Genomic DNA, 22,027 nt, shown 5'->3' on the forward strand with positions numbered 1-22,027 from the left:
GTTTAGTATAGAAACTAAAGATAATAAAATTCTATTCTAATAAAAAAGAAGGTTTGTTTTAAGCGGGAGAATTTGTTTTACGTTTTCGTTTTTCTTTGTAGTATAATTTATCGGCAACGTAAATAGTTTTTGATAATTCGGCGATAATAGCACCGTTTTTATCTACAATGTTTAGGGTTTTTACCAAATTGAATTCTCCGTTTTTAGAAACTTCAGTTTTAATAAGATTTAAATCTTCTTCGGAAAAAATAAATTCTGCAAACACAGTTTCTTTTGCAGGGCGTTTAAAATTTATGGTGGCGCTTTTATCCCAAACTACATAGTCGTCTCCAAGAATATTCATGAGCTGAATCATGTAAATCGGGTCAGTTGCCGAAAATAGGCTACCGCCAAAAATAGTACCTACAAAATTTCGGTTTTTAATACTTAACGGGATTTTAATTTTAACGTACATTAAATCTTCCGAAACCGTAACTAATCGCCCTGTTGATCTTCTGTACATTGGAGACCAGTTGAACCCATATTTATAAATTTGAGCATCGGTAAAAAAGCGTTTTGCAATCTTTGTTATGGTTCTGTACATTCTAAAAAAGCGATTGTTGTTTGTATGGGCTCTCGTGTTCTATGAGCCATTTTTTTCTGTGAAGTCCGCCTGCGTAACCTGTTAGGCTACCGTTACTGCCAATAACACGATGGCATGGTACAATAATCCAAAGCGGATTTTTACCGTTAGCATTGGCAACTGCTCTAATGGCTTTTACATCTCCTAGTTCTTTAGTAAGGTCTAGGTATGATGTGGTTTTACCATACGGAATTTGCTCTAAGGCATCCCAAACACGCTTTTGGAAATCAGTGCCTTGCGCGTTTAGTTTTAAACTGAACTCTGTGCGTATGCCTTCAAAATATTCTTGAAGTTGCGTTGCGCATTCTTCAAGCTCTATAGGAATAATATCGGTTTCTTTTTCTTCAGAATTTAAAACCGTAACCTGAGTAATACCATCTATATCACCAACAATTTTGGTAAAACCTAAAGGCGATTTGATGATACAGGTTTCCATTAGTTTTTAGGGCTGTCTTCGTCAAGGATACCAAGTTTTTTAGCTCGTGCTTCCCAACTTTTTCTGGCCATAGATTGTAAATCGGATACATTATCGCTTTCGTCCATAATTTCTAAACCTAAAAGCGTTTCAATAACATCTTCCATAGTTACTAAACCACTTACAGATCCATACTCATCGACAACTAAAGCCATATGGTTTCTAGTTTCTACAAGTTGTTCAAAAAGTTTTGGTATTGGTAAATTACGGTCTACAATTATTATGTTTCTTGTAAGTTCAGATAATTTTTTTGTACCATTCCCTAAGGCCATTTCTTTAAAAACTTCATCTTTTAAAACCAAACCTGTAATATTATCTGGGTTCTCAGAAAAAATAGGAATTCTAGAAAAACGTAAGTTTAAGTTTCTGTTAAAAAATTCCTCAACCGTAGCGTTTTGATCTTCGGCAAGCATAACCGTTCTTGGTGTCATCACGTTTTTAGCAAAGACTTCCTTAAAGGTTAATAAATTCTTTATTATTTTACTTTCATTTTCTTGAAAAACACCTTCTTCTTGAGCCATATCGGCCATTACTAAAAAGCCTTCGCGACTTAAAACGCTACCATGGCCTTTACCGCCAATAAGTTTTGTAGTAAGTTGAAGTACCCATAAAATTCCTGTCCATTTTAATGGGAAGATTAAAACAACTAAAGCTTTAGAAGTAAAATTTGCCAATTGTTTCCAGTACATGGCACCAATTGTTTTCGGGATAATTTCCGAAGCCACTAAAATAAGCAACGTCATAATTGCCGAAACAACACCTACGGTATTAATACCCCAGAACTCTATTTTGTATGGTAAACTTTCTGCTTGAATACCCACCATCATAGCACCTAAAGTGTGTGCAATAGTGTTTAAAGTTAAAATTGCAATTAGAGGTTTATCTACATCTTTCTTTAAAGTTTCTAACGTTAAAGCGTAATCTTTGCCTTCTTGCTTTTTAACATTTATAAAGGTTGGTGTTACACTCAGTAAAACAGCTTCGAGTATAGAACATAAAAAAGAAAAGAAAACAGATATGGTTGCCCAGAAAATTAATGCGCTCATTAATGATGATTTTGTTAAATGCTAATTTACAAAATCAAATCAATTTAAAGATGAAATAATACAAGTACCACTAGATTATTATAAAAGCAGGCTATAAGGCGGATAAAAAAGAACAAAAACAAAAAAAATCGTCAACCTAAATATTAACTTATCTAAGTTGACGATTTGTAAATTTATTGGTTTTTGAAACTATCCGTTCAAAATTTTCACGACATCTTTAGCAAAGTAACTTGCGATAATATCGGCACCAGCACGTTTAAAAGCCATGGTGGTTTCCATCATAACTTGGTCATGATTTAACCAGCCTTTTTCAGCTGCAGCTTTTATCATAGCATATTCGCCAGAAACTTGATATACAGCTACAGGAACATCTACTTCATTTTTAATATCTCTTAAAATATCAAGGTAAGATAAGCCTGGTTTTACCATAACAATATCCGATCCTTCATCAATATCCATTAGGGTTTCACGTATTGCTTCTATTCTATTTCCGCAATCCATTTGGTATGTTTTTTTATCTTTTGGTACATCAACTAAATCCACAGGAGCAGAATCTAAAGCATCACGAAAAGGTCCGTAAAAAGCCGATGCGTATTTTGCTGAATAACTCATAATCCCCGTATTTTTAAAGTCTTCGTTTTCTAATAATTGACGAATTTGTAAGGTTCTGCCATCATTCATATCACTAGGTGCTACAAAATCGGCTCCTGCTTGTGCATGTGTTAAAGCCATTTGCGATAATACAGCAGTCGACTCGTCGTTTACTATCATACCATTCTGCACAATACCATCATGTCCAAAAGAAGAATAAGGATCTAGTGCAACATCTGTCATCACTAACATATCTGGACAAACGTTTTTTATTGTTTTAATGGCGCGTTGCATTAATCCGTTCGGGTTTAAAGCTTCAGTACCTTTATTGTCTTTTAAATGATCTGGTACTTTTACAAAAAGTAAAACCGATTTTAGTCCAAGGCTCCAAAGTTCTTTTATTTCGCCTTCTAATAAATCTAAGCTATACCTAAAATAGTTTGGCATCGATGCTATTTCATCTTTAATACCTTTGCCTTCAACCACAAAAAGTGGCACTAAAAAGTCGTTTGGAGTTATTACAGTTTCACGAACTAAACTACGAATAGCTTCATTAGTTCTCAATCTTCTATTTCTTCGTAATGGATACATAGTTTTTATTACTTTTATCGAATACAAAGTTAATAATTTAAACCCTTTTTATCTTGCTCGAATCGTTTCGATTTTTAGAATTTAACTTTCCTTGGCGAAGTTATCAGGCTAATTTGCTAAAACACTTCAATACTCATATTGAGGACAATCATTTTCATGTTATTGCACCTCCAGGATCCGGGAAAACCATTCTAGGCATTGAAATTATTAGAAAGTTAAACAAGAAAACCTTGGTTTTAGCACCAACCTTAACTATTAGAAATCAATGGGAAAATCGCTTACAAACATTTTTTACTAGAGATGAAGATTTCGAGCCGTTTTCTTTCGATTTAAAAGTGCCCAAAGATATCACCTTTTCTACCTATCAATCGTTGCATGCTTTTTACAAAACCTTTGAGGATAAAAATGAGTATTACGCCTTTTTTAAAAAGCATAATATTCAAACTTTGGTTTTAGATGAAGCGCATCATTTAAAAAATGCATGGTGGACTTGCCTAATAGATTTAAAAGAAAATATTCCGTTTCATTTAGTAGCCTTAACCGCTACGCCGCCTTATGATAGTGATAGAACGGAAGTTGCTAAATACTTTAAGCTTTGTGGAGAAATAGACGATGAAATTGCGGTACCGGACTTGGTTCGAGAAACCGATTTATGTCCGCATCAAGATTTTGTTTACTTTTCTAAACCTGAAGATTTAGAGATTAATTTTATAGTTGAATACAGAGAAAAAATAGCAACGTTTAAGGATGAATTAATAGAAGATGAAATTTTTATTTCTTTTCTGAAAGCCCATCGTTTTTATAAAAGCCCGAAGTATCATTTAGAAGCTATTTATAGCAATACTGAATATTTTTCGGCGATTCTTATTTTTTTAAATGCCTGCGGAATTAGTATTGAAAAGGAGAAACTTGAATTTCTTGGTTTTGAGGGAGATGAAACGATTCATTTTCCAGAGCTACAATTAGAATGGTTGGGTGTTTTATTTCAGAATTTATTAGTGTCCGATCGAGAACTTTTGATAGATCACGAGGTGTATTTGATGAGATTGGAAAAGAAACTCCGCCAATTAGATGTGTTTCGAAAAAGAAGAGTAGATTTTATTGGTGAAAATTTGCTGTATAAATCACTCTCAAACAGCCCGAGTAAATTAAAAAGTATTGTTGATATTGTAAAGGCTGAACGCGAAAATTTAAAAGAAGATTTACGCTGCGTTATTTTAACCGATTACATTCGGAAGGAATTTTTAAACACGCAAAAAGAACTTATAAATAGTATTGGTGTTATGCCAATATTTCAATTTATAAGAAGTAGCTGCTCGCATAAAGAAGACCTAGCGGTGCTTTCAGGAAGCTTAGTTATTGTACATAAAAATGTATTGAAGGCTTTTGATAAGATTGAAAGTTGCGATGATTTTTCATTTTCTTCTTTAGAAATTGATGTCGATTTTTTAGTGGTTTCATCTAAAATTAAAACAAAAAATAGCATTGTAAGTATTATTACAAAACTTTTTGAAGATGGAGGTATTAAAGTTCTGGTGGGTACAAAATCGTTGCTTGGTGAAGGCTGGGATGCACCTTCTATCAATAGTTTAATTTTAGCTTCCTTTATTGGTTCGTTTGTTTCATCTAATCAAATGCGTGGTCGTGCTATTAGAAAAGATGCCGATAAGCCTGATAAAACTGGTAATATATGGCATTTAGCCTGTGTAGATGTTACAGATGCAAGCGGTGGGCGAGATGTTGAAGTTTTAAAGCGACGTTTTGATGCTTTTGTAGGTGTTACTAATAATGATGTTCCGTTTATTTCTAACGGCATTGATCGTTTAAATTTTCCTGAACATTTTTTAGAAGAAGATATTGATGTTTTAAATGAAGTGACTTTAAAACGTGCAAAAGATAGAAGTGAAACCACCAAAAAATGGCAAGACTCTATTGGTAAAGGAACAAGATTAACCAAAGATGTGAGGCTGTTTTATATAGGCGATAAACCTTTTACTAGACAGCGACAATTATATTATTTTGATGCTATTCGCTTTTTTGTAGTCGAGTTAATGCTTGCTGTTTCTGTGTTTTATGTCGAGTTTATTTTAAGAGGTATAAACCTCGTGATACAACGTGGTGTGCTATATTTTATTTATGCATTTCTAGCGGCCTTTTTGTTTTCGTTTGGACTTAAGTTATATCGTGCCATAACGCTTTATATAAAACATGGATATCTGTACAAAAAAATACAAAATATGGGACTTTCCATATTGGATACTATGGTTGAGTTGAATTATATAACAACGAATAAAGAGGCGTTAATTGTAACATCTAGTCTTGTAAATAAAGGAGATGTATCGTGCAGTTTACTTGGCGGAAATGCTTACGAGAGTGCTGTGTTTTCTAAAGCGTTAAGCGAAATTATAAACCCAATAAATTCACCAAGATATCTTATTATTAAAAGTAGTTTCTTTAGAAAGGGACTAGATATTGAAAACTTCTATCCGGTTCCTGAAATTTTTGGAGATAAAAAAACGAAAGCTTTAGTTTTTCACAAACATTGGAACATGCATATTGGCAAAAGTAAATTGTTTTACACAAGGCATAGGGAAGGTCGAAGATTACTATTAAAAGCTAGATTGGCGCATGTGCATAATGCTTTTAAAAAAGTATCAAAAGAGGTTATGGTTTGGAAGTAATTAAGTTGAAAAAACTTAATCTAAATTTCTTATAAATTTATCGACATTAATATAAACATCATCTTCACCTTGTTGATCGAAAGGGTTTTCTAAATGCGATTGTATGTTGTCTAGAGCAACTAAAATTACACTAAACATAATAGGCACAGCAAACTCCAACCCGTAGTTATAACTTGTTACGTTGTGCGCAAAATGTGGTCCGTAAATAATTGGTAAAAGCACAATGAAAATATCACTATAGGTACGAAGTGTTCTTGGTGTTCTGTATTGGTAAATATGCTTGATGCGCTCGAATGAAATCATCATTTTACTTAAAAACTGATTAGAACGTGATGCTTCACCAGAAGGTAAGCCGTGTGCACGCATGCTTTTTATAAACTTAGAGAGATCTTCAAAGCTACTGTAGACTCCTTTTTCATTTTCTTCTAGTTGTTCTTTAGGGTGACTAAAAACGTGGCGGCATGAGTTTAAAAGGTTTCTCAGGTTTTCTTTTAATTCATCTTTGAGCTCTTGAGGTGGATTTTCTAGCCAATCGGAAACCGCAAAAAACAACGCGCGGCCATGAGCTTTTATTGAGCCATATTCATCTAAAGCAACTTCACGACGTTTGTAAGCGCCACCAATAGAAAAAACAATTGGGAACACAATAGCAGTACCAATTAAGGTTAATGGGAAATCTGCCTTAATTTCAAAATGTAAGCAAAATGCTGTAGAAGCGATGGATAAACCCGTGATCAAGAGTGTTTTAAAATTAATAATTAAAAACACGCGTTGAAATATTTTACTCATAATGTAGTTTGTTTTCTATTTACTTAGTCCTAAATACGACCATAGATTATTTTCTCGTACAAAAGCCGATTTTTCATGTATCACATCTACTTTTCCGTTTTCGAAAAAATATGCGTTAAATGTAACCGTACCTTTAGCATCGTTTTCTTGTCCTTCGGAAGTTTCTAGAACTTCTAATTTTATCCATTTTACAGATTTCGCCCAGTTTACTATCGCTTTTTTTTCTTTTATTGGGCGTGTAGATGTATGATGCGTAGCCATTAAATAATCGCCATTGGCTAACACAAAAGCACTGTAGCGCGAGCGCATAAGTTGTTCTGCTGTTTTAGCTTCGGCAATATTATGGTGCGCTTTTTGGCAACAATCTGTATAAGGTTTTAAATTTCCGCAGTGGCAATTCATGGTAAAAGCATCAGTATTTTAAACCCAATCTATAGGGTTTTGTAATACGTTTATTAATTTTTCTTCCTCACTGCCGGCTTCTGGATGGTGATCGTAAACCCATTGCACATGTGGAGGTAAGCTCATTAAAATACTTTCTATACGCCCGTTGGTTTTTAATCCAAACAGGGTACCTTTATCATGTACTAAATTGAATTCTACATAGCGTCCACGACGAATTTCTTGCCAAGTACGTTGGGCTTCGGTATATGGTAAATCTTTGCGTTTTTCAACAATAGGCACATAAGCTTCTAAAAAACTATCGCCAACTTCGGTTACAAAATTGTACCAGTTTTCCATGCTCATGGTTTCGGTTTCTTTACAGTAATCGAAAAATAGACCGCCTAATCCACGACCTTCATTTCGGTGTGCATTGTAGAAATATTCATCGCAACGAGCTTTGTATTTAGGATAAAATTCTGGGTTGTGTTTATCGCAGGCTGTTTTACATGTTTGATGAAAATGTTTAGCATCTTCTTCAAATAAATAATAAGGCGTTAAATCTTGTCCGCCACCAAACCAACTACCTACGATCTCTCCAGTTTTATCATACATTTCAAAATAGCGCCAATTGGCATGCACGGTTGGTGTCATTGGGTTTGTAGGGTGAAGTACCAAACTTAAACCACAGGCAAAAAAATCGACATCGCCAACTTTAAAATAGTCTTGCATAGACTTTGGTAATTTGCCGTTTACGCCTGAAATATTTACACCACCTTTTTCGAAAACATTTCCATGTTCTATTACTCGGGTGCGTCCGCCACCGCCTTCTGGACGTTTCCAAATATCTTCTTGAAAGGTTGCTTTGCCATCAATAGCTTCTAGTTTAGAGGTGATACTATCTTGAAGGTTTTGAATATATTGGTAGAATTTGTTTTTCATTATAAATTATTCCATTTCATAATACAACTCGTAAAGTTCCATGTCTAATGGGCTTTCGTTTGGAGGTGTATGTTCGTTTTTTAATGTTTTTATCCAAGTGAAGCTGTTATTCATTGCCACAGCAACACTTGCAAGATTGTCTTTATGTACTATAATTTGAAGCGTTTTTAAGCCTAAAGTTTCAAAAGCATAATCGGATAAAACTCCAACAGCTTTAGTTGTAATGCTTTTGCCTTCAAATTGATAGCCAATGCAGTAAGCGAATTCGGCTTGCTTGGTTGTCCAATCGAGTTCTTTTAGATAAACTAGGCCTGCCACATCGTTAGATCCATTTTCTTTTATGGTGAATAGAAACTCCTTTTTTAATTCAAATTGTTTCACCTTTTTATCGGTGAAGCATTGTGCTAAATCGGGTGTTAAATTTTGCTGCAACGTTTTAGGGAAATACCGTTTTAGGCGGTCGTCGTTTGCGGCCATAAAATTACATAATGGCCAAGCATCTGTTGCTTTTATAGCGTTAATGGTGAAGTTGTTAAAACTAAGCGTTACCATATGTTGTATTGTTTTTTAATTCTAATGCATGAACTGTTTTTACAGTAGCTGCGGTTACCGATAAAGGTAGCACTAAAATAACACCAATAATTGGAATTAATAAAAATAGAATAAAAACAATACCATTACCAATAGCTAAACCACGATTTTTACGTACAAATTGAACACTTTGTTTGTATTTAAAATGACGCTCTAAGGTGTAATCCATATTACCAAAACCTGCATAGTATGCTTGTAAAAGGAATAGGAGTATGGCTGAAAAAATATTTACAACAGGTATGAATTTTAAAATAAGTAACGGGATAGTTAATAGAAGTTCCATTAATAAATTTCGTCCATTTATTTTTATACCACGCATTAATTGTTCTAAAAACGTCGTGTCTCGGTGAGAATGTGGAGCGTTGCCTGTTAGGTGTGCTTCAATTTTTTCTGAAACGGGACTCATAAATGGCGCAGATAGAGCCATTATAATGTGTTTAAACAATATTAGACCTATAACTAGAATAACAAGCCCGCCAATAAAAGTACTGATAGAGGTGAAGGTTTCTTTGCCCCAGTCCCAGATCCAAATTTTAGAGATGAAATTACCAACATTATCAGATAGCCCATAGGCTGAGCCGAATATAATGGTTGCTGTTACAACGCTAATTAGCATAGGTACTGCAAAGAATTTCCAGAGTTTGAGTTTTGATATTAAGCTGAAAGCACCGAAGTATGCTTTTATTCCTGAAATTATATTTTTAATCATTACGTTTATCTTGCGTTAGCGATTGAACGGTCTGTTTAAGCTCCCCGACCTTTTCGGGAGGGAGCGAGTAGTAAAAGCGCGACCTACTTTTTTTACAGCTATATGTATACTGTTTAGATAAAATGTTACTAAAAAAAGTAGGTAACGCCCAAAAAACTTTAAACTTTATATTCTTTCACTGCATCGATAAACGCGCGTGCATTTTCTATTGGGATGTTTGGTAAAATACCGTGCCCTAGGTTTACAATGTATTTGTCTTTACCAAATTCGTTAATCATTTGGTGTACCATTTTCTTGATTTCTGCTGGTGGCGAAAACAAGCGTGTTGGATCGAAATTTCCTTGAAGCGTGATGTTGCCTCCTGTTAAATAACGTGCATTTCTAGCAGAACAAGTCCAGTCGATACCAAGTGCAGAAGCACCAGAATTGGCCATTTCGTTTAGTGCAAACCAACATCCTTTACCGAAAGCGATAACTGGAGTTTCATCTTTTAAAGCATCGATAATTTGTTGGATATATTGCCAAGAAAACTCTTGATAATCTACTGGTGAAAGCATGCCTCCCCAAGAATCGAAAACTTGTACAGCGTTAACACCGGCTTTCACTTTTTCTTTTAAGTAAGCGATAGTTGTGTCTGTAATTTTTTGCAATAAATTATGTGCGGCAACAGGGTTGGTAAAACAAAATTCTTTGGCTTTATCGAAGTTTTTGCTGCCTTGGCCTTGTACGCAATAGCATAAAATGGTCCATGGAGATCCAGCAAAACCTATTAAAGGAATATCGTCGTTTAATTTTTCTTTTGTTGCTTTTATAGCTTGGTAAACATAGTCTAGAGCTACAGTAACATCTGGCACTATAACATTGTCTACATCTTTTTGTGAACGAATTGGGTTTGGTAAATATGGACCGAAATTGGGTTTCATTTGTACCTCGATGTTCATGGCTTGTGGTATTACCAAAATATCACTAAATAAAATGGCAGCATCCATACCAAAACGGCGAATGGGTTGTACGGTAATTTCACTTGCTAATTCTGGAGTTTGGCAACGTGTAAAAAAATCGTATTTTGCTTTAATCTCCATGAATTCTGGTAAATATCTACCGGCTTGGCGCATCATCCAAACTGGAGGGCGCTCTACGGTTTCACCTTTTAATGCTCGTAAAAATAAATCGTTCTTTATCATGTTATATGTTTTTATTTCTTAAATCGTATTCTTCTTGTCCAATGCAGTAATTTTCGATGTCTTTGTTGTTGCCATAAACAACTAAAACATCGTTTTCGAGTACTAAGGTTTCCGAAGTAACACGCCCAATACTTTCTTTTATTATTTGTTTTTTGCCTAAAATATTATGTTTTTCTCTTTCTCTAATTATGGTAATTAAAGTAAGCTGAAATTTGTTTGTTGTATCTAACTCTTTTAATGTTTTACCGAAGAATGCTTTTTTTGCTTTTACTTCTGAAATGGTGAAATTATTATCTAATTGATAGTTTTCTAAGGTAGATTTAAAGTTTATTTGTTTTGTTAATCGTTTTGCTGAATCTTGTTCTGGATGAATAATGCTATGCACACCCATGGCTTCTAGAACAGTATCGTGAATAGGGGAAAGGGCGCGACTAATAATTTTTACATCGGATAATTTTTTTACAATGGCCGTTGTAATTATAGCAGCGCCTTCGTTTTCACCAATGGCTACCACAACCTTATCTGCATCTTTTAGAGGTACGGCGTTGTAGGCAAGTTCGTTTGTTGAGTCCATACAAATGGCATGAGAAACTTGATCTTTGAGCAGGTTAATTTTTTCCATTTGTTTGTCTATGGCAATAACTTCGTTGCCTGTTTCGGTAAGGCTTATTGCTAAGGCATGTCCGAAATTACCAAGTCCGATAACGATTATTTTCATTTTTAAAATTATTTGTTTTTGATGAACTTCTAGTTAATCAAAATATTTTCTTTTGGATACTCGTAAAACTGATGGTTTATTTGGCGTAATAAACCAATCATTAAGTTGAGCATACCTATACGACCAATAAACATGACTAAAATAATAACATATTTACTAGGTTCTGTTAAAGTTGGTGTAAAATTTAAACTTAAACCAACGGTGCTGTAAGCTGAAAAACACTCGAAAGCCACCGTTAATAAAGGTGTACCTTTTGGTTCGAATATTAATAATGCCATTATAGAGAAACCAATAACGATAAGCGAGATACATAAAATAGCAAAGGCTCTCGATGTGGACTCTGATGAAATTCGTTTTCCAAAAATTTCAATACGGCTTTTTCCTCTAGCGACTGCAAATATATTTAATGTTGCCAATGCAAAGGTACTTGTTTTTATACCACCTCCGGTTGATGCTGGTGAAGCTCCAATCCACATTAAAAAGATAACGAACAGTAATGATGGTATAGTCATTTCACTGTAATCTATAACATTAAAACCTGCCGTTCTTGGACTTACCGAGCTAAATGCTGCATTGGTTAGTTTACCAATTAAAGTGGTATGCTCTACCATGGTGTTATTGTATTCTGTTATAAAGAAAACAATCCAACCCACAAATAGTAAAATGGATGTGGTATAAATTACAATTTTGGTATTTAAAGTAATTATAGGCACTCGTTTATGGATGGCTTTTTCTTGAAATAGCTCTAAAAAAGAGATCTTTAATTTTTTATAGAAATTGAAAATAATATTGTGCCCCAAACCTCCAAAGATAATAAGCATCATTATTATCCATTGGAATCCGTAATTAAAACGAATGCTCTCTTCAAACAATCCTGATGGTAAAATGGAAAATCCTGCATTACAAAATGCCGAGATAGAATGGAAAATTGAAAAGAACAGTTTGTCTTTTATTACCTCATTATCGAGTACAGAAAAATATATAAATGCCATGCCTACAAGTTCTAATGCTACCGTAAATGTTACGACGTTTAGTGCAGCTCTAAAGACATCTTTTAAACCTTCTTGAGCAATAAAATCTTTAGTGTTTAAGCCTTCTTTAAATGATGAGCTTCCTCTGAAAAAAAATGCAAAAAAAGAAGTGAATGTTAATATACCTAAACCACCTAATTGAATTAAAACAAGTATAATAGATTGACCAATAATAGTAAAATCTTGACTTGTATCTAAAACGGCTAAACCAGTTACACATACTGAGCTTGTTGCTGTAAAAAGCGCATTTGTAAAACTTATGCCGTTTGTTGTTGCACTTGGTAGCATTAATAAAAAAGCGCCTAAAATGGCTAGTATAAAAAAGCTGCCGACAAAAACAATTGCGGGATTAAAGTAGACCTCGTATATATAGCGTACAAAAACAAGTAGCCTTAATAGGAAATATAAAATAAGCCCGAGTTCGAGTATGGGTTTTATTTTTTGTAAAACAACATGATAATCGTTACTGCTGTGCACTAACCAAACCACCAAAGAACTTAAAAGTAAAATGGAGATAATGGCTATGTTAACTATGGCTACACGCTTATTATTTTTATACTTGTAAATAATAAGTTTTACCGTATTAAATGCCAACAATAAAACAGATAGCGTAAGTAAGCCAAATACATGTGGCGACGTGTAATTATCTGCATGATCGTAACCGAAATCGAAAACAATAAAAAATAATACGATAATATCGAAAAAGCGATACACGTAATTTAATAATGATTGTTTTTTTAATTTAGGCATTTTAAATGTACTGGTTTAAAAAGAAAACCTGTTTTTAAAATAAAAGCTTAGGTATTAAATATAGTGCTCGTTTACTAGCTCAATAACACTTTCTACCGTTGGTACTTTTGCTACACGTACATCATCAAAATGCTTTTTAGCTTCTGCTGCTGTAGTTTCCCCAATACAAAAAGCAATAACTTCTTTATTGTTTTTTTGAGTAAAACTCTCAACCGTAGAAGGGCTATAAAACATAACTGCTTCTACCGAGTCGTTAACTTTTACACCATCGTACTTGGTTTGGTAAGCTTCAATTTCGTTAACTTTCAAGTTGTTTTCACTTAAAATAGTTGGTAAAGCATCTAATCTAATGTCGCTACAGAAATAAGTTGCTTCTGTACCTTCCATGTATTCTACCAGGTATTCCGCTAGTTTTTTAGCGTTGTTTTCGGCACGTGCTACTTTTCCTATTTTGTTTTCAACTAGACGTTTGGTTCTACGACCTACACAGTAAATATTTTTAAACTGTAATTCAATAGCTGAATAATTTGTAGTAAGTGATTCTACTGCGTTTTTGCTAGTAATAATTACGTTTTGTATTTCTTGTTTTAAAAATCTTGGGTGAATACGGTTTAAACTAATTTTAACCACATCTGTACTTTCAGATTTCACTTTTTCATGAAACAATAAACGTTGATCTTCTGTTAAAGATTTTGTAGAATATACATTCGTTTTTCTATCAGCATCTTTTATGCTATCCATTAAGCGTTTTCCGCCACGTTCAATAACAAAATCGGCGCAAAATTGAGCAACATCATTATGTTCTCCTAATTTTTTAACACGAGATACATCGATGCGTTTTGTTCCGTCAGGACTTAATAAAACACCAGTAAAGGTTATTTCTTCGTCTTTAATAAAGGCTAAAGCTCCAATTGGTGCTGTACATCCGCCTTCTAATTTATTTAAAAATTCACGCTCTATAGTGGTGCAAATTTCAGTTTCTTCGTGATTTAATTCTGCACAAATAGCTCTTATATCTTCGTCTTCTTCTAAAGCAGTAATCATAATTGCTCCTTGTGCTGGTGCAGGAACCATCCAATCTAAATTAATAGCATCTTCTGGTCTAATACCAATACGTCCAATACCGGCAGCTGCAAAAATAGCACCGTTCCAATCGCTGTTTTCTAGTTTTTCTAAACGCGAATTTACATTACCACGTAAATCGGTAATAGTATGCGTTGGGAAACGATTTAACCATTGTGCACGTCTACGTAAACTACCCGTTGCAATAACGGCATCTTTAGATCCTAGAAATTCTTCATTGTCTTTAAAAACCAAAGTATCTTTTACATTACCACGTTTTAAAACGGCAGCTTGTACAATACCTTTAGGTAAAAGGGTAGGTACATCTTTTAAGGAATGTACAGCAATATCGATATCGTTATTTAGCATAGCGATATCTAATGTTCTTGTAAAAATCCCGGTAATACCTAACTCGTAAAGAGGTTTGTCTAAAACTAAATCACCTGTAGATTTTACAGGGACTAATTGTGTTTTATGACCTAAATGTTCGAGTTGACTTTGCACTATTTTGGCTTGCCATAACGCTAATTCGCTATCGCGAGTACCAATTTTTATAATTTTAGACATTTTTTGTAGAAGGTTCTAATTGGAACACTTTTTTAATAAGTTCAAGACTTTCGTCTGTAGAAACGTCATCATCTTTTAAATGATGCGCAAAATGGTTTGTAATTTTCTGAATGATATTGTTGCTGATTATCTCGGCTTGCGATTCGTTAAAATCGGATAATTTTTTACGTTGCGTATCTAATTCTGCCGTTGCAAAATCGTTCAGTTTATGTTTAAGAGCTTTAATAGTTGGTGCAAACTTTCTAGTTTCTAACCAACCGTTAAATTCTTCTTTTACTTCTTCTATAATCGCTTCCGCGGAAGGAATATGTTGCTTTCTAGCTTCTAGGGTTCTATCAGTAATTTGAGATAAATGATCTAAATGTACCAATTTAACACCTTCTAATTCTAATACGTTTTCATCTACGTTTTTAGGAATTGATAAATCTAAAATTAAAAGCGGTTTGTTGCTTTGTATAATATGTTTATCAATAGTAGGGCGTTGCGCTCCGGTAGCTACAATTAAAATATCCGAATCGGTTATTTCTTCTTGTAAATTAGAATAGTCTTTAACTAATAAATTGAATTTTCCGGCTATTTGTTCAGCCTTCGTTTTCGTTCTATTTATTAAAGTGATATGTTCGTTTTTAGTATGTTTAACTAAGTTTTCGCAAGTGTTTCTACCAATTTTCCCTGTTCCGAAGAGTAGAATGTTTTTATTGGTAATATCTTCAACTTCATTAAAAATGTATTGTACCGAAGCAAAAGAAACCGAAGTAGCTCCAGATGAAATTTCAGTTTCATTTTTAATACGTTTGCTCGCTTGTATTACAGCGTTTATTAATCTTTCAGAAAAAGGATTAAGTAATCCGTGTTTTCTTGAAAGTTTAGCGCTAATTTTTAATTGACTTATAATTTCGAAATCACCAAGAATTTGGCTGTCTAAACCAGAACCTACACGAAACATGTGAGATATAGCTTCCTTGTTTTTGTATATGTAAGCAACCTCTTGAAATTCTTCAACAGTACCACGTGTATTATCGCAAAGCAATTTAATTAGCTGAAAGGGGTGTTGTGCAAAACCGTAAATTTCAGTTCTGTTACAAGTGGAAGTTACCACCAAACTTTCAATGTTATTTTCTTTGGCTTGATTTAAAAGTGCAAGTTTACCTTCTTCGCTTAGACTAAAATGTCCACGAATATCTGCATCGGCTTTTTTGTAACTTAAACCAATAGCATAAAAGTAATTACTTTTCGAAACGTTATACTTGTGCATGCGCTAATTAAAAATGTGTGGCAAAAATATACGGATGCCGACTTAAAAAGTAACGCTCAAAGAACTTTTAGTGTCGTTTGTGGTTTTTTAACGTTGTTTTTGCTCGAAATGTGATAAATATCATATTTTTGTAGCGATAGAGGATGATTTGGAACGATTAATTTAGAACCAATCTAAATAAGATGAATAAAAATAACGCTGAAGATACCGGTAAAAGTAACGCTCAAAGGTCGTTTTTGGAGACAGAAGTTGGCGAGGGGTTTGTGGTTTTAATGTATAAAAATGATGAGAGTGAAACGCAAAACATTGTAAAAGATATACATAGCGACTTTATACAATTTCACTTTTGTGTAAAAGGTTCTAGCCAGTTTGTTTTTAACGAAGGGCGCTACACTTTAAATATTCTAGAAGAGAATTCTTTACTGTTGTATAACCCACAGCGCGATTTACCAATTAATCTTAAAATTGAACCGAACTCTTGGATGGTTTCTATATTGATTTCAATTAAGAAATTCCATGGTTTGTTTTCTCAAGAGGCTGGTTATATCACTTTTTTAAGTGATGATAATAAGGATAAAAAGTATTATAAAGATGGTGTTATAACGCCTTCTATGGCTATTGTTTTAAATCAGTTGATAAATTATAATCTCAACCTTTCAATAAAAAACTTATATTTCAAAGGTAAAGCGTATGAACTTTTAAGTTTGTATTTTAATAGAAATGAAGATGCCGATGTTGAGCAATGTCCGTTTTTGGTAGATGAAACTAATGTTATAAAAATTAGAAAAGCAAAAGATATTGTGATTTCTAGAATAGCAGAGCCGCCAAGTTTACAAGAACTTGCTGATGAAATAGGATTAAACATTAAAAAATTAAAAGAAGGCTTTAAGCAAATTTATGGCGATTCAGTTTTTAGTTTTTTATTCGACTATAAGATGGAAGTGGCTAGAAAGTTATTAGAAGCCGGTAACGATAATGTAAATGAAGTTGGTTTAAAAGTAGGTTACAGCACATCGAGTCATTTTATAGCGGCTTTTAAAAAGAAATATGGTACTACACCAAAAAAATATGTGATGTCTTTAACAACGTAAACAATAGAAGTAATTATTTAAAAAGGGTTTCTTCTGAAAAAAATATAAAAATGAAATATTTAACACCAGAAATTGCAGCTTTAGCGAAATTTGCAAACACGAAAACTTTAGCGAGGTCGAGTACATCTTGCGGAATTTTTCAAGATTGTGATTATACTGAAGCGCGACCTAAATTATACCACGAACAACTAAATAAAACCAAATAAAAGACAAACAAATGAGAGTATTATTAATTACATTTTTAGCATTTTTTACAATAAGTACTTATGCTGCCGACAAGGTGTTAGTTTTTTCAAAAACAGCGGGATTTAGACATAAATCTATCGAAACAGGTGTAAAAACTATTGAGGCTTTAGGCTTACAAAATAACTTTACAGTAACCCATACTGAAGATGCTGCAGTGTTTTTAGATAAGAAATTAAAAAAGTACGATTTAATTATTTTCTTAAATACCACAGGCGATGTTTTGAATACTGAGGAAGAACAAGCTTTTAAAAAGTATATTAATAAAGGAGGAAGTTTTTTGGGTATTCATGCGGCTACAGATACAGAGTTCGAGTGGGCTTGGTATGGTAAGTTGGTTGGTGCGTACTTTATAAGTCATCCAAAACAAACGGAAGCTACCATGCATGTAAAAGATAACAAGCATGAGGCTACAAAGCATTTGCCTAGTCCGTGGACTCACTATGATGAGTGGTATAATTTTAAAAATATTAATGAAGACTTGCATGTGTTGTTAGAGCTAGATGAATCTAGTTACGAAGGTGGTGAAAATGGTGATTTTCATCCTATAGCTTGGTGTCAGGAATTCGATGGTGGAAAAATGTTTTACACCGGAATGGGGCATACTATAGAATCTTACTCAAATCCAGAATTTAAGCAACATCTTTTAGGTGGAATCTTATATTGTTTAGATAAATAAAATAAATGAAAAAAGGTATATTACTTGTCAATCTTGGTTCTCCGGAGAGTCCAGAACCAAAAGACGTTAAAAAGTATTTAGGTGAGTTTTTAATGGACGAGCGTGTTATAGATATTCCATATATAGCAAGAGCAGCCTTAGTTAAAGGTATTATATTAAAAACGAGACCAAAAGCATCGGCCGCAGCGTACAAAAAAATTTGGTGGGAAGAGGGTTCTCCGCTTATTGTACTTTCAGAAAGACTTCAGAATAAAATTCAAAAAGAAGTAGAATATCCTGTTGCTTTGGCAATGCGTTATGGAAGCATGACTATTAAAAAAGGACTTCAGGAACTTGTTGATAAAGGAGTAGAAGAGATTTTGCTTTTTCCACTTTATCCTCAATTTGCGATGGCAACGACCGAAACTATTACTGTTTTAGCAGAAGAGTTACGTCAGGAGTTTTTTCCTAGTTTAAAAATAGAATCGGTACCTGCGTTTTATAATAAGGCTGATTATATCGAAGTGCTTTCAAATTCAATTAAAAGACATTTAGAAGGTAAAAAATACGATCACGTTTTATTTTCATATCACGGTGTTCCTGAACGTCATATTAGAAAAAGTGATGTTACTAAGTCGCATTGTAAAATGGATAAAAGTTGTTGTGTAACACCTAGTAAAGCGCATGAGTATTGCTATAAACATCAATGTTTAGAAGTAACAAGGTTGGTAGGTGAGAGACTTCAGTTTAAAGAAGGTGCTTTTTCTACATCCTTTCAATCGCGTTTAGGTTTCGATCCATGGTTGCAGCCATATACCGATAGAACGATTGAGCGTTTAGGTAAGAATGGCGTAGAAAATATGGCGATTATTACTCCAGCATTTGTTAGCGATTGTTTAGAGACTTTGGAAGAAATTGCAATGGAAGGTCAAGAAATTTTTCATGAAATGGGTGGTAAAGATTTTACAACTGTGCCATGTTTAAATGATGACGATGAGTTTGTGGCTTTACTGTCTAAATGGATAAATACTTGGGCTGAGTCTAAAACCACTGCTTAATAATGGCAAAAGTATCCTCCGATGGTTTTGGTGCGCAACCTATAAGTAAATTATTGGTAAAGCAAGCTGTTCCTGCATCTATTGGTTTGTTAGTAATGTCACTAAATATTTTAGTAGACACTGTTTTTGTGGGTCAATGGATTGGGTCTATTGCTATTGCTGCCATAAATATAGTCCTGCCTGTTTCGTTTTTTATAGCGGCTCTAGGTATGAGTATTGGCATTGGAGGTGCTTCAATAATATCGCGTGCGCTTGGCGCTTCAAATTACGAAAAAGCTTTAAAAACCTTTGGGAATCAAATAACACTTACGTTGTTAATTGTGGTTTCTATGGTTATTTTGGGTTTGCTTTTTGTAGACGATATTATTTTATCCTTTGGAGGGAAAGGTGCTATTTTCGAACCGGCAAAAATTTATTACAAAATTGTGCTTTATGGTGTGCCGTTTCTAGCATTTTCTATGTTAGGTAACAATGTAATGCGGGCAGAGGGAAAGCCAAAATTTGCTATGTATGCCATGATGTTGCCTTCTGTAGGTAATCTGGTTTTAGATTATATTTTTATTAATGTAATGGGCTACGGTATGGAAGGTGCTGCTTGGGCAACTAGTATTTCTTACCTGTTTTCTTTTGCTTTTATTGTTTGGTTTTTTAGTTCTAAAAATTCAGAATTAAAAATTAGTGTGGTTCATTTTGGTTTAAACCGTTATGTTGTAAAAGAAATAGGTTCTTTGGGTTTTGTTACTCTTGCACGTCAAGCCGTGGTTAGTGTTACCTATTTATTTATGAATAATATTTTATTCGATTTAGGTGGTGAAACATCGGTTACTGCTTACGCCATTGTCGGTCGAATGCTTATGTTTGCGCTATTCCCTGTTTTCGGTATTACTCAAGGTTTTTTGCCTATTGCAGGTTTTAATTATGGTGCTAATAATTACGAACGCGTAAGAGAGAGTATAAATATAGCTATTAAATATGCCGCTATTTTGGCAACACTTATTTTTATCTTACTCATGGTTTTTCCGGAGACAATAACAAGAATATTTACAACAGATCCAGATGTTATTGCGCAAACCCCAAATGCTATGCGTTGGGTTTTTGCAGCGACGCCAATTATAGCTTTACAGCTTATTGGTGCTGCTTATTTTCAGGCTATTGGTAAAGCTACGCCAGCATTATTACTTACATTGTCTAGGCAGGGTTTCTTTTTTATTCCGCTTATATTAATTTTGCCGAAATTTTATGGAGAATTAGGGGTTTGGATGTCGTTTCCAATTTCCGATGTGTTATCAACACTGGTTACTGCATATTTTTTAAATAGGGAAATACGAAGAGATTTAATATTAAAAACTACAAAATAATGCGCTTATGGAATATTATAATTATATAAAATCGTTTCACCTTATTTTTGTTGTTACATGGTTTGCTGGTTTGTTTTACATTCCGCGATTGTTTGTGTATCAAATAGAAGCACATTATAAACCATCGCCAGATAAAGAGATTTTAGGCAAGCAATTGCAAATAATGGCAAAGCGCTTATGGTATATTATAACTTGGCCATCGGCTGTTTTGTGTACTATTTTTGCTGTTTGGTTAATGATTTTACAGCCGTTTTGGTTGCAGCAACCTTGGATGCATGTTAAGCTTACTTTTGTGGTATTGCTTTTTGTTTATCATTTAAAAACACATCAATATTTTAAGCAGTTGCAAAATGGTATAGTGAATAAAACATCCAGTTTTATGCGTATTTGGAACGAAGGTGCTACGTTTATACTTTTTGCTGTTGTGTTTTTAGTTATTCTGAAGAGTGCAATTAATTGGGTTTGGGGTGTAGTAGGAATTGTTGTTTTAGGTGTTTTAATTATGCTTGGCTTTAAAGTTTATAAAAATATAAGAAGTAAAAATCCTGATGCCTAATTAAAAAAACAATCTGCCTTAAGTTTTATTAAAGCAGACTGTTTTATATTTTTAAATTTTGAAAGTAATTACTGGGCGTTTCGCGTGGTTCACTAAATCTTCACTAATACTGCCATTGAAAAAGTGTGAAATACCTTGTCGGCCATGAGTGCTCATGCCTATTAGATTTGCAGAAATAGATTCGGAAAAATTCATAATTCCACTTTCAATACTAATGTCGTTATAAATGTTTTTGCTGAGTTCCGGAAAATCGAAAGCATCTAAAAATGTTTGCATTCTGCCGTTTGCTTCTCCGGAAGTCATAAAATTATTTGGAGTGTTCACTAAAAGTAAATGCACCTTAGCATTGAAAATTTTGGCAAACTGGAGTAGTTTTTCATAACTAGGTTTGCTTTCATCTTTAAAATCGGAAGCAAATACGAAGTTGTCAACTTTAAACGCTTTGTGTTCATTTTTAATAACTAAAACTGGAGCTTCTGAAGTTCTTACAACCTTTTCAGTATTACTTCCAATAAGCATTTCTTTTAATCCGCTTACTCCATTAGATCCCATAATAATTAAATCGATATCATGCTTTTTGCTTACATGAAAAATGCCTTTAAAAATTTCGTGAAAATCAACTGTTTCATGTACTGTTATATCTTTTAGGTAATCTTTCTTTTTTAAGGCTTCAAATTTATTGTGAGCTAACTTCATAAAAAACAGAGCTTCAGGAAAGTCGCTATGCGAGTTTATAGCATCATCTTGGTCTATTGGTAATTCAATAATATGCAATAAATAAATTTCGCAATCATAAGTTCGGGCTAGTTGTGCGGCAACCTTTAGTGCGTTCTCAGCTTGGTCGGAAAAATCTGTGGGTACAAGAATTTTTTTCATAGAATTATGGGGTGTTTAGTTATTTGGTAAGGCATTATCCGCAGAGCAGATATAAAGCTTAAATGTACACTTATTTGTTTGTAACCTAAGCTGTGGCATAGCTAAATTTATGAAATATTCCTTTAAAAATCAATAAAATGTTATATATTTGCACCGTTGAAAGGCGAATTAAGAAAATGAGGGGACGGAAAGTCCCCTCTTT

22 protein-coding genes are annotated in these 22,027 nt (G+C 33.8%); 7 read left to right on the top strand and 15 right to left on the bottom strand.

Features of this window, described 5'->3' with window-relative positions; genetic code table 11:
* Positions 1 to 58 precede the first annotated feature (58 nt).
* From V6246_RS14865 to hemB, 4 genes are all read right to left on the bottom strand, one after another.
* On the bottom strand, positions 59 to 583 hold the full coding sequence (locus tag V6246_RS14865) for a DUF4442 domain-containing protein (protein WP_341561225.1): 525 nt from the start codon (positions 581 to 583) through the stop codon (positions 59 to 61).
* A gap of 1 nt (position 584) precedes the next feature.
* Positions 585 to 1,058, bottom strand: a complete 474-nt coding sequence (locus V6246_RS14870; protein WP_341561227.1) for a methylated-DNA--[protein]-cysteine S-methyltransferase — start codon at positions 1,056 to 1,058, stop codon at positions 585 to 587.
* On the bottom strand, positions 1,058 to 2,143 hold the full coding sequence (locus V6246_RS14875; RefSeq protein ID WP_159019120.1) for a CNNM domain-containing protein: 1,086 nt from the start codon (positions 2,141 to 2,143) through the stop codon (positions 1,058 to 1,060). The genes V6246_RS14870 and V6246_RS14875 overlap by 1 nt, the downstream gene beginning before the upstream one ends.
* A 189-nt stretch (positions 2,144 to 2,332) precedes the next feature.
* A complete protein-coding gene (hemB, locus tag V6246_RS14880) occupies positions 2,333 to 3,325 on the bottom strand; it encodes a porphobilinogen synthase (RefSeq protein ID WP_341561229.1) in 993 nt (330 codons plus the stop codon).
* A gap of 53 nt (positions 3,326 to 3,378) precedes the next feature.
* Here hemB and V6246_RS14885 point away from each other — a divergent pair, with 53 nt between their 5' ends.
* A complete protein-coding gene (locus V6246_RS14885) occupies positions 3,379 to 6,006 on the top strand; it encodes a DEAD/DEAH box helicase family protein (RefSeq protein WP_341561231.1) in 2,628 nt (875 codons plus the stop codon).
* Between the two features lie 15 nt (positions 6,007 to 6,021).
* Here V6246_RS14885 and V6246_RS14890 read toward each other — a convergent pair whose 3' ends face one another.
* The 10 genes from V6246_RS14890 to hemA all read right to left on the bottom strand — a co-directional run bounded on the left by V6246_RS14890 (position 6,022) and on the right by hemA (position 15,985).
* Complete coding sequence (locus V6246_RS14890) at positions 6,022 to 6,795, bottom strand: hypothetical protein (RefSeq protein ID WP_341561232.1); 774 nt, start codon at positions 6,793 to 6,795, stop codon at positions 6,022 to 6,024.
* Between the two features lie 15 nt (positions 6,796 to 6,810).
* Positions 6,811 to 7,197, bottom strand: coding sequence for a YchJ family protein (locus tag V6246_RS14895; RefSeq protein ID WP_042496887.1), 387 nt, complete (start codon positions 7,195 to 7,197; stop codon positions 6,811 to 6,813).
* An 18-nt stretch (positions 7,198 to 7,215) separates the two neighbouring features.
* Complete coding sequence (hemF, locus tag V6246_RS14900; RefSeq protein ID WP_341561234.1) at positions 7,216 to 8,118, bottom strand: oxygen-dependent coproporphyrinogen oxidase; 903 nt, start codon at positions 8,116 to 8,118, stop codon at positions 7,216 to 7,218.
* A 6-nt stretch (positions 8,119 to 8,124) separates the two neighbouring features.
* Complete coding sequence (locus tag V6246_RS14905; protein ID WP_341561235.1) at positions 8,125 to 8,670, bottom strand: GNAT family N-acetyltransferase; 546 nt, start codon at positions 8,668 to 8,670, stop codon at positions 8,125 to 8,127.
* Complete coding sequence (locus V6246_RS14910) at positions 8,657 to 9,418, bottom strand: EI24 domain-containing protein (RefSeq protein ID WP_341561237.1); 762 nt, start codon at positions 9,416 to 9,418, stop codon at positions 8,657 to 8,659. Before V6246_RS14910 ends, V6246_RS14905 begins: the two co-directional genes overlap by 14 nt.
* Positions 9,419 to 9,576: 158 nt before the next feature.
* A complete protein-coding gene (gene hemE / locus V6246_RS14915; RefSeq protein WP_159019127.1) occupies positions 9,577 to 10,602 on the bottom strand; it encodes a uroporphyrinogen decarboxylase in 1,026 nt (341 codons plus the stop codon).
* Between the two features lies 1 nt (position 10,603).
* Positions 10,604 to 11,320, bottom strand: coding sequence for a potassium channel family protein (locus V6246_RS14920; protein ID WP_341561238.1), 717 nt, complete (start codon positions 11,318 to 11,320; stop codon positions 10,604 to 10,606).
* A 29-nt stretch (positions 11,321 to 11,349) separates the two neighbouring features.
* A complete protein-coding gene (locus tag V6246_RS14925) occupies positions 11,350 to 13,101 on the bottom strand; it encodes a TrkH family potassium uptake protein (protein WP_341561240.1) in 1,752 nt (583 codons plus the stop codon).
* Positions 13,102 to 13,155: 54 nt separating this feature from the next.
* Complete coding sequence (gene hemC, locus V6246_RS14930) at positions 13,156 to 14,730, bottom strand: hydroxymethylbilane synthase (RefSeq protein ID WP_341561242.1); 1,575 nt, start codon at positions 14,728 to 14,730, stop codon at positions 13,156 to 13,158.
* Complete coding sequence (gene hemA, locus V6246_RS14935; protein WP_341561244.1) at positions 14,723 to 15,985, bottom strand: glutamyl-tRNA reductase; 1,263 nt, start codon at positions 15,983 to 15,985, stop codon at positions 14,723 to 14,725. Before hemA ends, hemC begins: the two co-directional genes overlap by 8 nt.
* A 182-nt stretch (positions 15,986 to 16,167) precedes the next feature.
* Here hemA and V6246_RS14940 point away from each other — a divergent pair, with 182 nt between their 5' ends.
* Genes V6246_RS14940 through V6246_RS14965 form a run of 6 tightly spaced genes read left to right on the top strand, consistent with a single transcriptional unit; the run spans position 16,168 to position 20,949 of the window.
* Positions 16,168 to 17,076: a helix-turn-helix transcriptional regulator gene (locus tag V6246_RS14940; RefSeq protein ID WP_304405947.1), complete on the top strand. Its 909-nt coding sequence runs from the start codon at positions 16,168 to 16,170 to the stop codon at positions 17,074 to 17,076.
* A 50-nt stretch (positions 17,077 to 17,126) separates the two neighbouring features.
* Complete coding sequence (locus V6246_RS14945; RefSeq protein ID WP_199270281.1) at positions 17,127 to 17,282, top strand: hypothetical protein; 156 nt, start codon at positions 17,127 to 17,129, stop codon at positions 17,280 to 17,282.
* An 11-nt stretch (positions 17,283 to 17,293) separates the two neighbouring features.
* The gene (locus tag V6246_RS14950; protein ID WP_341561247.1) at positions 17,294 to 17,998 is read left to right on the top strand and encodes a ThuA domain-containing protein; all 705 of its coding nucleotides are present in this window, start codon (positions 17,294 to 17,296) and stop codon (positions 17,996 to 17,998) included.
* 5 nt (positions 17,999 to 18,003) lie between these two features.
* A complete protein-coding gene (hemH, locus tag V6246_RS14955; protein ID WP_341561248.1) occupies positions 18,004 to 19,035 on the top strand; it encodes a ferrochelatase in 1,032 nt (343 codons plus the stop codon).
* A gap of 2 nt (positions 19,036 to 19,037) precedes the next feature.
* Positions 19,038 to 20,393 carry an MATE family efflux transporter gene (locus tag V6246_RS14960; RefSeq protein ID WP_341561250.1) on the top strand — a complete coding sequence of 452 codons (1,356 nt, stop codon included), beginning with the start codon at positions 19,038 to 19,040 and terminating at the stop codon, positions 20,391 to 20,393.
* A 7-nt stretch (positions 20,394 to 20,400) separates the two neighbouring features.
* Positions 20,401 to 20,949 (top strand): CopD family protein, encoded by a 549-nt coding sequence (locus V6246_RS14965; RefSeq protein WP_341561252.1) that lies wholly within the window; start codon positions 20,401 to 20,403, stop codon positions 20,947 to 20,949.
* Positions 20,950 to 21,000: 51 nt separating this feature from the next.
* Here V6246_RS14965 and V6246_RS14970 read toward each other — a convergent pair whose 3' ends face one another.
* A complete protein-coding gene (locus V6246_RS14970) occupies positions 21,001 to 21,825 on the bottom strand; it encodes a universal stress protein (protein WP_159019137.1) in 825 nt (274 codons plus the stop codon).
* Positions 21,826 to 22,027 lie beyond the last annotated feature (202 nt).

The sequence above is a fragment of the Algibacter sp. TI.3.09 genome, assembly GCF_038154905.1.
GTDB lineage: Bacteria > Bacteroidota > Bacteroidia > Flavobacteriales > Flavobacteriaceae > Algibacter.

Bases quoted from the DNA above. Each gene is read 5' to 3' on its own strand.
- V6246_RS14865 (WP_341561225.1), bottom strand. From the start codon at position 583: ATGTACAGAACCATAACAAAGATTGCAAAACGCTTTTTTACCGATGCT.
- V6246_RS14870 (WP_341561227.1), bottom strand. From the start codon at position 1,058: ATGGAAACCTGTATCATCAAATCGCCTTTAGGTTTTACCAAAATTGTT.
- V6246_RS14875 (WP_159019120.1), bottom strand. From the start codon at position 2,143: ATGAGCGCATTAATTTTCTGGGCAACCATATCTGTTTTCTTTTCTTTT.
- hemB (WP_341561229.1), bottom strand. From the start codon at position 3,325: ATGTATCCATTACGAAGAAATAGAAGATTGAGAACTAATGAAGCTATT.
- V6246_RS14890 (WP_341561232.1), bottom strand. From the start codon at position 6,795: ATGAGTAAAATATTTCAACGCGTGTTTTTAATTATTAATTTTAAAACA.
- V6246_RS14895 (WP_042496887.1), bottom strand. From the start codon at position 7,197: ATGAATTGCCACTGCGGAAATTTAAAACCTTATACAGATTGTTGCCAA.
- hemF (WP_341561234.1), bottom strand. From the start codon at position 8,118: ATGAAAAACAAATTCTACCAATATATTCAAAACCTTCAAGATAGTATC.
- V6246_RS14905 (WP_341561235.1), bottom strand. From the start codon at position 8,670: ATGGTAACGCTTAGTTTTAACAACTTCACCATTAACGCTATAAAAGCA.
- V6246_RS14910 (WP_341561237.1), bottom strand. From the start codon at position 9,418: ATGATTAAAAATATAATTTCAGGAATAAAAGCATACTTCGGTGCTTTC.
- hemE (WP_159019127.1), bottom strand. From the start codon at position 10,602: ATGATAAAGAACGATTTATTTTTACGAGCATTAAAAGGTGAAACCGTA.
- V6246_RS14920 (WP_341561238.1), bottom strand. From the start codon at position 11,320: ATGAAAATAATCGTTATCGGACTTGGTAATTTCGGACATGCCTTAGCA.
- V6246_RS14925 (WP_341561240.1), bottom strand. From the start codon at position 13,101: ATGCCTAAATTAAAAAAACAATCATTATTAAATTACGTGTATCGCTTT.
- hemC (WP_341561242.1), bottom strand. From the start codon at position 14,730: ATGTCTAAAATTATAAAAATTGGTACTCGCGATAGCGAATTAGCGTTA.
- hemA (WP_341561244.1), bottom strand. From the start codon at position 15,985: ATGCACAAGTATAACGTTTCGAAAAGTAATTACTTTTATGCTATTGGT.
- V6246_RS14940 (WP_304405947.1), top strand. From the start codon at position 16,168: ATGAATAAAAATAACGCTGAAGATACCGGTAAAAGTAACGCTCAAAGG.
- V6246_RS14945 (WP_199270281.1), top strand. From the start codon at position 17,127: ATGAAATATTTAACACCAGAAATTGCAGCTTTAGCGAAATTTGCAAAC.
- V6246_RS14950 (WP_341561247.1), top strand. From the start codon at position 17,294: ATGAGAGTATTATTAATTACATTTTTAGCATTTTTTACAATAAGTACT.
- hemH (WP_341561248.1), top strand. From the start codon at position 18,004: ATGAAAAAAGGTATATTACTTGTCAATCTTGGTTCTCCGGAGAGTCCA.
- V6246_RS14960 (WP_341561250.1), top strand. From the start codon at position 19,038: ATGGCAAAAGTATCCTCCGATGGTTTTGGTGCGCAACCTATAAGTAAA.
- V6246_RS14965 (WP_341561252.1), top strand. From the start codon at position 20,401: ATGGAATATTATAATTATATAAAATCGTTTCACCTTATTTTTGTTGTT.
- V6246_RS14970 (WP_159019137.1), bottom strand. From the start codon at position 21,825: ATGAAAAAAATTCTTGTACCCACAGATTTTTCCGACCAAGCTGAGAAC.